The sequence below is a fragment of the Verrucosispora sp. ts21 genome (assembly GCF_002879555.1).
Taxonomy (GTDB): domain Bacteria; phylum Actinomycetota; class Actinomycetes; order Mycobacteriales; family Micromonosporaceae; genus Micromonospora; species Micromonospora gifhornensis.
In genome coordinates this window covers 1-8,520 of sequence record NZ_PNOZ01000132.1, presented here as the reverse complement: position 1 = coordinate 8,520, position 8,520 = coordinate 1, and the positions used below count along the sequence as shown (strand labels likewise).

At 71.2% G+C, this 8,520-nt stretch carries 7 protein-coding genes; 3 read left to right on the top strand and 4 right to left on the bottom strand.

Annotated features, from left to right (window positions below):
- Nucleotides 1-10: 10 nt before the first annotated feature.
- Entirely contained in the window at nucleotides 11-703 is a 693-nt protein-coding gene (locus C1A38_RS29725; RefSeq protein WP_102660997.1) for an SDR family NAD(P)-dependent oxidoreductase, read from the bottom strand.
- 232 nt (nucleotides 704-935) lie between these two features.
- Between C1A38_RS29725 and C1A38_RS29720 the strand changes: the two genes are divergently transcribed.
- Nucleotides 936-1,742, top strand: coding sequence for an Fpg/Nei family DNA glycosylase (locus C1A38_RS29720; RefSeq protein WP_102661000.1), 807 nt, complete (start codon nucleotides 936-938; stop codon nucleotides 1,740-1,742).
- Nucleotides 1,743-1,795: 53 nt separating this feature from the next.
- On the opposite strand, the gene C1A38_RS29715 is transcribed toward C1A38_RS29720, so the two are convergent.
- The 3 genes from C1A38_RS29715 to C1A38_RS29705 form a co-directional block, all read right to left on the bottom strand.
- Entirely contained in the window at nucleotides 1,796-2,665 is an 870-nt protein-coding gene (locus tag C1A38_RS29715) for an aminoglycoside phosphotransferase family protein (RefSeq protein WP_233197106.1), read from the bottom strand.
- A gap of 91 nt (nucleotides 2,666-2,756) precedes the next feature.
- Nucleotides 2,757-4,127, bottom strand: a complete 1,371-nt coding sequence (locus tag C1A38_RS29710; RefSeq protein ID WP_102660996.1) for an FAD-dependent oxidoreductase — start codon at nucleotides 4,125-4,127, stop codon at nucleotides 2,757-2,759.
- A 13-nt stretch (nucleotides 4,128-4,140) separates the two neighbouring features.
- Complete coding sequence (locus tag C1A38_RS29705; protein WP_102660998.1) at nucleotides 4,141-5,289, bottom strand: carboxylate-amine ligase; 1,149 nt, start codon at nucleotides 5,287-5,289, stop codon at nucleotides 4,141-4,143.
- A 221-nt stretch (nucleotides 5,290-5,510) separates the two neighbouring features.
- Between C1A38_RS29705 and C1A38_RS29700 the strand changes: the two genes are divergently transcribed.
- Nucleotides 5,511-6,935: a carbohydrate-binding protein gene (locus C1A38_RS29700; RefSeq protein WP_102660995.1), complete on the top strand. Its 1,425-nt coding sequence runs from the start codon at nucleotides 5,511-5,513 to the stop codon at nucleotides 6,933-6,935.
- A 151-nt stretch (nucleotides 6,936-7,086) separates the two neighbouring features.
- Entirely contained in the window at nucleotides 7,087-8,505 is a 1,419-nt protein-coding gene (locus C1A38_RS29695; RefSeq protein ID WP_102660994.1) for a chitinase, read from the top strand.
- Nucleotides 8,506-8,520: the final 15 nt, after the last annotated feature.

Here is an 8,520-nt window from a genome sequence, read left to right as displayed (position 1 = left end):
AGCGCAGGGGTCAGCGGCGGGGGCGGGTGAAGGGGGAGAGGGCGGAGGTGAGCAGGGCCATGCGGCGGGGGCGGGAGACGAGCACCGGGCGGTCGCGTACGCACCGCACGAGGACCTCGACCGCCTGGTCGACCGAGATCATCATCGGTCGTACCGGTCCCTTCGCCATTTTGGTGTCCACGAAGCCGAACCGGACGGTGGTCACGCTCACGCCCTGTCCGCGCAGCGCCGCCGACAGCCCCATCAGGTACGACGACAGCCCGGCCTTCGAACCGGCGTAGCCGGGTGCGTCCCGGGAGACCAGCCGGTCGGCGAGGCTGGACAGCCCGATGAGATGGCCGTCGCCGGCCGCCGCCATCCTCGGTACGACCGTGGACGCCGTGCGTACCGCGCCCATCAGGTTGACCTCGAAGGTCCGGGTCTGCGCGTCCAGGTCGGCCAGGTCGACGGGCTCGCCGATGCCGGCGGCGTACACGCAGAGGTCCACCCCACCCAGTTCGTCGATCGCCTTGCCGAGCACCTCCGGATAGTCAGGCGCGGTCACGTCGACTGTGTGATGGGTGTACGTGGGGACGGCGATGGGGTTGTCCCGGCGGGACAACCCGGCGACCCGCCAGCCGTCGGCCAGCAGTCGACGGGTGAACGCCAACCCGATCCCGTCGCTGTTGCCGACCACCACCGCGCGCCGCATCCGATCCGTCATGACCCACCGTCCTTCTTCGCACCGGCGTGGCATCGCCGTCTCCGGCGTCCCGAGGCGCAATTGAACCAGACGTTCGGGCATGATCCTTACCAGCGAGTAGTAGCAGGCCGCCGCCGAGCACCTTCTCCGACTGCCGGCATCCAGCAAGGGCCGGCGTGCTCCGGGTCGATTCGGAACCCGCACCCACTCCTGTCCGGTGAGTCGGGCAAGAGGCTGGCTACGCTTGGTGGTCGTGCCAGAGGGACACACGATTCATCGCCTGGCAGCTCGGCACGCCGAGTTGTTCGCCGGGGACAAGGTGCTCGCCGCCAGCCCGCAGGGCCGGTTCGCCGAGGGCGCCGCGCTGCTGTCCGGGTCCGTCCTGGAGCAGACCGAGGCGTACGGCAAGCACCTGCTGCACCACTACGCCGGTGAGCGGATCCTGCACGTGCACCTCGGCCTGTACGGAAAGGTCACCGACGGTGACGGTGAGCCGCCGGAGCCGGTGGGGCAGATCCGGCTGCGGCTGGCCACCGACCGGCACTGGCTCGACCTGCGCGGGCCGACCGCCTGCGAACTGCTCACGCCGCCCGAGGCGGCGGCGCTGCGGGCCCGCCTCGGCCCGGATCCGCTGCGCAACGATGCCGACCCGCAGCAGGCGTACGCCCGGATCTCCCGCAGTTCGACGCCGCTGGCGGCGCTGTTGCTGGACCAGTCGGTGGTGGCCGGCACCGGGTTGATCTTCGTGACCGAGGCGCTGTTCCGCGCCGGACTGCCGCCGACGCTGCCCGGCCGGGAGCTGACCCGCGCTGGCTGGGAGGCGCTCTGGGCCGACCTGGTGGAGCTGATGACGCTCGCCGTCGGTACCGGCCGGATCGACACCGTCCGCGCCGAACACCTGCCCGAGGCGATGGGTCGCCCGGCCCGCGTCGACCGGCACGGCGGTGAGGTGTACGTCTACCGCCGTCCCGACCAGCCGTGCCACGTCTGCGCCACCCCGATCAGCCGAGGCACCATCACCGCCCGCAACCTCTACTGGTGCCCCACCTGCCAGGTGTAAGGAAGGGCACCTTGTTAACGCCTGCTGCATAGCAGGGTGCCCCTGTTAACGCCTCATTCGAGCCAGCGGACCACCTCGAGGTGGTCGGTGAAGACCCGGCCGCCGTCGATGCTCCAGGCCATCGTCTGGCCGATCGTCCAACCGCGTACCCGCTCACGGTCCAGACCCAGTTCGGCGCTGAGCCTGTCCAGTCGGCGGCGCACGGCCGCCCGCGAATGGCCCAGTTCCGTGCCGCGCACCATCGGCACCACCGAGAACTCCCGTTCGCCGACCAGCGGCTTCGGGTCGATCACCAGCCATGGTTCGCGCTCGGCCCGCAACACGTTGGCGGCGTGCAGGTCCTGGTTGACAAGTACCTGCTCGCCCTGGCTGCCGGCCAACCCGGTGAGCAGGTCGAGAGCGGCGTCGAGCAGCCGCCGCTCGTACGGCCGTCCGGCGCGCTCCCACGTGATCGGCAGCCGGGCCGTCCAGCCGGCGGCTGCCTCCGCCAACGACATGAACGGCTGACCGGCCGGCACCCAGAGGCGGGGGAGCAGCGCCACCACGGCGTCGAGCGCTTCGTCGAGCGGTAGCGCGTGCAGCGGGGTTCCGGGGTCACAGCGTTCCACCAGCAGGGCCCGCAACTCGGGGTCGTGGGCGAGCAGCCGGATGGCGCCGTCGCCGTTCCAGCGGCGTAGCGCGGTCGCCTCGTGCTCGCTCTCCGCGTCGGGAAACTGCAACTTGAGCACTGCCCGGGTGCCGTCGGGCAGGTCCACCGGCACCGCCAGCGAAGCGAAGGCGTACCCGAAGGGCTGCCCGACCCGCAGCGACCAGCGCCGGGCACATGCGGCCAACCGGCCGGGCAGTTCGGCCAACCATTCCGAGCCGCCCGGCATGCCGTGCAACCAGGTCAACCCGTCGGGAATCCGCAGCGCGCCGGTCACTGGCTCATCCTGGCCGATTCCGACCTGCCGTCACACCCCGACCAGCCCGCGCCCGGCCACCGGCGCCAGGCGGTAGCCGCACAAGAAACGCTCAGCGGGCGAGTGCGTCGACCGCCTTGCGGGCGGCGACCAGCACCGGGTCCCAGGCCGGGGAGTACGGCGGGGCGTAGCCGAGGTCCAGGGCGGTCATGTCGTCCACCGTCATCCGGTTCCACAACGCCACGGCCAGTGTGTCGATCCGCTTCGCCGCCTCGGACCAGCCGACGATCTGCGCCCCGAGCAGCCGGCCACTGGGCCGCTCGGCGATCAGCTTGACCGTCATCGGGCGGGCGCCCGGGTAGTAACCGGCCCGGTTGGTCGACTTGGCGATCACCGAGACGAACTCGAAGCCGGCGGCCAGCGCGTCCCGCTCGCGCAAGCCGGTACGCCCCACCTCCAGGTCGCAGACCTTGGTGACGGCGGTGCCGATCACTCCGGCGAAGGTGGCGTACCCGCCGCCGATGTTGATGCCGGCGACCCTGCCCTGCTTGTTGGCATGGGTGCCGAGCGGCACGTGCACCGGCATTCCGCTGACCCGGTGCAGGGTCTCCACGCAGTCCCCGCCGGCCCACACCCCGGGCACCCCGGCGACCCGCATCTGACGGTCCACCCGCAGGCCACCTGTCGTACCGATGGGCAGGCCGGCGGCTTCGGCGAGCGCGGTGTTCGGGCGTACGCCGAGCCCGAGGACGACCACGTCGGTCGGGATCGAGCCCGCGTCGGTCTGCACGGCGTCGACCCGGCCGTCGTGCTCGGACAGCCCGGTGACCTGCACGCCGGCACGGATGTCCACGCCCAGCCCGCGCATCGCGTCGGTGACCAGCCGGGCCATGTCCGGGTCGACCGTGGACATCGGCTGTTCGGCCCGCTCGACAAGGGTGACGGACAGGCCGCGCAGCACCAACGCCTCGGCCATCTCCACCCCGATGTAGCCGCCGCCGACCACCACCGCCCGCTGCGGCGGCGGGTCGGCGTCCAACCAGCTGCGCAGCGCCGATCCGTCGTCGAGCGTCTGCACCCCGAACACCCCGGCGACGTCGGTACGCGCCCAGTCCGGCGTGGTCGGCACCGCTCCGGTGGCGTGCATCAGGATGTCGAAGGGCTCGCGGACCTCGCCGCCGCCCGCCAGGTCCACCGCGGTCACCTCGCGGCGGTCCAGGTCGATCGCGACCACCTCGTGCCGCAGGCGTACGTCGATGTCGAACTTCTCCCGGTGCGTCGCCGGGTCCCGCGCGATCAGCTGATCGCGGTCGGGCACCAGACCACTTATCCAGTACGGGATCCCACACGCCGAGTACGACGTGAAGTGTCCCCGCTCGAACGCGACGATCTCCAGGTCGTCCCGCCCCCGGCTGCGCCGGGCCTGGGCGGCTGCCGCCATCCCGGCGGCGTCACCGCCGATGACGATCATTCGTTCCGCCACGGCAACCCTCCTGTCACGCCGGGGGCTCGCCCCGGGTCTGTCGCGCCACCTGCGCCACCACATCCTGCAACCGTCCGGTACGGGCGTACGCCATTCGTTGCCGCGCCGCGCCGGTGCCGTGCTCGCGCAGCCCTTCCAGCAGCCCGGTCACCTCGGCGAGGTCGTCGTGCCGTTCGAGGGCCGGGCCGAGCCGCCCGATGAGCTGGTGCAGCAGGTCCCATGCCGGTCGCAGTTCGCCGCTGGTCGGGTCGACCGCCGAACCCTCCAGCCCGTCGTGGGCGGCCCGCCAGTGCGCGCCGACCAGCAGATGATGGTCGGTGGGCAGGGGTGGCCGACCGGCGGCGATGTCGTCCAACGCGGTCGCCACCAGACCGCGGACCAGGGCGGCGACCAGCACCGCGTCGTCCACCGTCGGGCAGACGTCACCGATGCGCAGCTCCACCGTCGGGTACTTGGCCGACAGTCGGGCGTACCAGTAGAGCATTCCCTCGTCGAGCATCACGCCGCTGGAGATCAGCTGACGGATCAGCCGTCGGTAGTGCTCGTGCGAGGCCAGGTACGGCGTCGGCGCCACCGACGGCCACCGTTCCCACTCGATCGACCGCCAACTGGCGTAGCCGGTGTCCTCGCTTCGGCTGAACGGTGAGTTGGCGGTGATCGCGTGCAGGATCGGCAGCCAGGGGCGTACGTGGTTGAGCACCTGCACGCCGGTGTCGGGGTCGGGCACCCCGACGTGCACGTGCATCCCGTTGTTGCCCGGACCGGGAACGAGCAGGCGGTACCGCTCCACCATCCGGTCGAAGCGGGGCTTGTCGACCACCGGCGGCACGGGACCGTCGACCGGTCCGGTGCCGATCGCGAGCAGTTGTGCCCCGGCCCGTTCGGCGGCGTCGGCGAGGGCGGCGCGCAGCAGACCGAGGGAGTGCCGGATGGAGGAGAGCTCCACCCCGGGTGGGCTGCCGATCTCGATCTGGCTGGTCTGGAACTCGCGCTCCACCTGCCCGCGCAACTCCGGCGGTACCTGCTCCATCACCTCGTCGACGGCGGGCACCGCCGCCCCGGTCTCCGGGTCGACGAGCAGGAACTCCTCCTCGACACCCACCGTGAGCAGGTCGTTCTGTTCCGCCGCAGGGTGCGGAGCCACCGCAGGCTGCCTGGCCATCGCCACCACCGTCCCGCCTCAGCCGGGCGGTGGGTCCGCACCGGGTCGCGGCGGCAATTACCCGCAGTACGGGTTCCCGGAAACGCCGTCCGCGCGTGGCGTACGACTCGACCGGTCCGGGGTGGTCGCCGGACACAGATCGACATTGACAACTGTCCGGGTGGGACGTACAACTCCCTCAGAGAGCGCTCTCTCATCCGTCCCGTAGAGAGGCAACGCCCATGACACCCACCCCGGCGGCCGCTGCCGCCCCACCCGCCAGACGCCGGCTGCCGCTGGCGTTGGCCCTGCTCGTCACCGCCACCACCGGCCTGGCCGGGCTCACCGCGACCGCCGACGCCGCCGTACCGCCGACCCCGTCCGGCTGGAACCTGGTCTGGAGCGACGACTTCACCGGCGCTGCCGGCACGCTCCCGTCCGGCAGCAACTGGATCATCGACACCGGCACCAGCTATCCGGGTGGCCCGCCGAACTGGGGCACCGGCGAGATCCAGACGTACACCAACAGCACCGCGAACGTCAGCCACGACGGTGCCGGCAACCTGCGGATCACGCCGCTGCGCGACGGCGCCGGCAACTGGACCTCGGCCCGCATCGAGACCGTGCGCAGCAACTTCAAGGCCCCCGCCGGTGGGGTGCTGGCCATCGAGGGCCGCATCCAGATGCCGAACGTCACAGGTGCCGCCGCTTCCGGCTACTGGCCGGCGTTCTGGGCGCTCGGCTCGCCGTACCGGGGCAACTACCAGAACTGGCCCGGTATCGGCGAGTTCGACGTGATGGAGAACGTCAACGGGCTCAACACGGTGTGGGGCGTGCTGCACTGCGGCGTCGCACCCGGCGGGCCGTGCGACGAGTTCAACGGCATCGGCGCGTCCCGGGCCTGCCCGGGCAGCACCTGCCAGTCGGCGTTCCACACCTACCGCTTCGAGTGGGACGCCTCGATCAGCCCGCAGCAGTTGCGCTGGTACGTCGACGGGCAGCTCTACCACACGGTCAGCCAGACCCGCGTCGGTGAGCCGTACTGGTCGCAGATGACCAGCCACGCCGGCTACTTCCTGCTGCTCAACGTCGCGATGGGCGGGGCCTTCCCGAACGGGGTGGCCGGCAGCGCCACGCCCACCTCGGCGACCGTGCCGGGCCGGCCGATGCTCGTCGACTACGTGGCCGTCTACACCCGAGGTGGCGGCAGCAACCCGCCGCCGACCACTCCGCCGCCGACGACGCCTCCGCCGAGTGGCGTGCGCGACGCGTACGCGACCATCCAGGCCGAGTCGTTCAACGCCCAGAACGGCGTGCTCGTGGAGGCGTGCTCCGAGGGCGGGCAGAACATCGCCGCGCTGCGCAACGGCGACTGGGTCCGCTACGACAACGTCGAGTTCGGCTCCAGTGGACCGCGTGACTTCGTGGCCCGGGTCGCCTCCGGTGCGGCGGGCGGCGTCAGTGGCCTGGTCGAGGTGCGGCTGGACAGTCCGACCGGTACGCCGATCGGCAGCTTCGCCATCGCCAACACCGGCGGCTGGCAGAGCTGGCGGTTGGTGCCGGGCAACGTGTCGTCGGTGACCGGGCGGCGCACCGTCTACCTCACCTTCAGCAGCGGCCAGCCCAACGACTTCGTCAACGTCAACTGGTTCCACTTCCGCCGCTGAGGTGTAAGGAAGGGCCCCCTGTTAACGCCTCCGGTAGAGCAGGGGGCCCCTGTTAACAACCCTGCGCCAGCTCTGGACAGAAATAGTTAACACTCCTAATAATAGGCGTCAGGTTGACGTCGATGGATGTCCGTTCGGTCGGGAGGCAGGCATGAAACGGTCCAGAGCCCTGGTGTTGTCGGTGGTCGGCGCATTGGCGGCGGCCCTGGGGGCGGTGTGGCTCGCCCCGGCCGCGTACGCCGCCTCGGTCACCGCGAGCTTCGTCAAGACGTCCGACTGGGGGACCGGCTGGGAGGGCAGATACACGATCACCAACGGCGGCACCGCCACCGTCAACGGCTGGAGCCTCGGCTTCGACCTGCCCGCCGGCACCACGGTCGGCACCTACTGGGACGCGCTGCTGACCTCCAGTGGCCAGCGGCACACCTTCACGAACCGGTCGTGGAACGGCACCATCGCCCCCGGCGCGTCGGTCTCCTTCGGCTTCCTGGGCAGTGGCTCCGGCGTACCGTCGAACTGCCGTCTGAACGGCGCGGCCTGCACCGGCGGGACCACCCCGACCACGCCGCCGCCCACCACACCGCCTCCGACGACCCCACCCCCGACGACCCCGCCTCCAACCACGCCGCCCCCGACGAGCCCGCCCCCGACCAGTCCGCCGCCGGTGACCGGGCTGCCGAAGCACATCCTGACCGGCTACTGGCACAACTTCGACAACCCGGCGGTCGAGCTGCGACTGCGTGACGTGCCCGCAGAGTACGACCTGGTCGCTGTCGCCTTCGCGGACGCCACCGGCACGCCGGGCGCGGTCGGCTTCGCCATCGACCCGGGCCTGTCCGCCTCGCTGGGCGGCTACACCGACGCCGACTTCTCCGCCGACGTACGCACCCTGCAGGGCCGGGGCAAGAAGGTGATCATCTCGGTCGGTGGGGAGACCGGCCGGGTGGTGGTCAACAGCTCGGCGTCCGCGGTGGCCTTCGCCGACAGCGTGTACGCGCTGATCCAGCGGTACGGCTTCGACGGTGTCGACATCGACCTGGAGAACGGCCTTGACCCGATCTACATGGCGCAGGCGTTGCGCTCGTTGCGGGCCAAGGTGGGCAGCTCACTGATCATCGCGATGGCGCCGCAGACCATCGACATGCAGAACCCGGCCACCAGCTACTTCAAGCTCGCGCTGGACATCAAGGACATCCTGACCGTGGTGAACACCCAGTTCTACAACTCCGGGGCGATGCTCGGCTGCGACAACAACGCCGCGTACGCCCAGGGGACTGTCAACTTCATCGTCGCGTTGGCCTGCATCCAACTGGAGGCGGGACTGCGGCCCGACCAGGTCGGGCTCGGCCTGCCGGCTGGTCCCGGGGCGGCCGGTGGCGGCATAGTCGCGCCCAGCGTGGTCAACGCCGCCCTGGACTGCCTGACCCGGGGCACGAACTGCGGCAGCTTCCGTCCCCCGCGCACCTACCCCGCCCTACGCGGCGCCATGACCTGGTCCATCAACTGGGACGTCACCCACAACACCCCCTTCGCCCGCACCGTCTCCCCCCACCTCCGCACCCTCCCCTGACCACCCCACCCGCTC

Coding starts and splice junctions, on each gene's coding strand:
- C1A38_RS29705 (WP_102660998.1), bottom strand. CDS start 5,289: ATGGCCAGGCAGCCTGCGGTGGCTCCGCACCCTGCGGCGGAACAGAAC.
- C1A38_RS29700 (WP_102660995.1), top strand. CDS start 5,511: ATGACACCCACCCCGGCGGCCGCTGCCGCCCCACCCGCCAGACGCCGG.
- C1A38_RS29695 (WP_102660994.1), top strand. CDS start 7,087: ATGAAACGGTCCAGAGCCCTGGTGTTGTCGGTGGTCGGCGCATTGGCG.
- C1A38_RS29725 (WP_102660997.1), bottom strand. CDS start 703: ATGACGGATCGGATGCGGCGCGCGGTGGTGGTCGGCAACAGCGACGGG.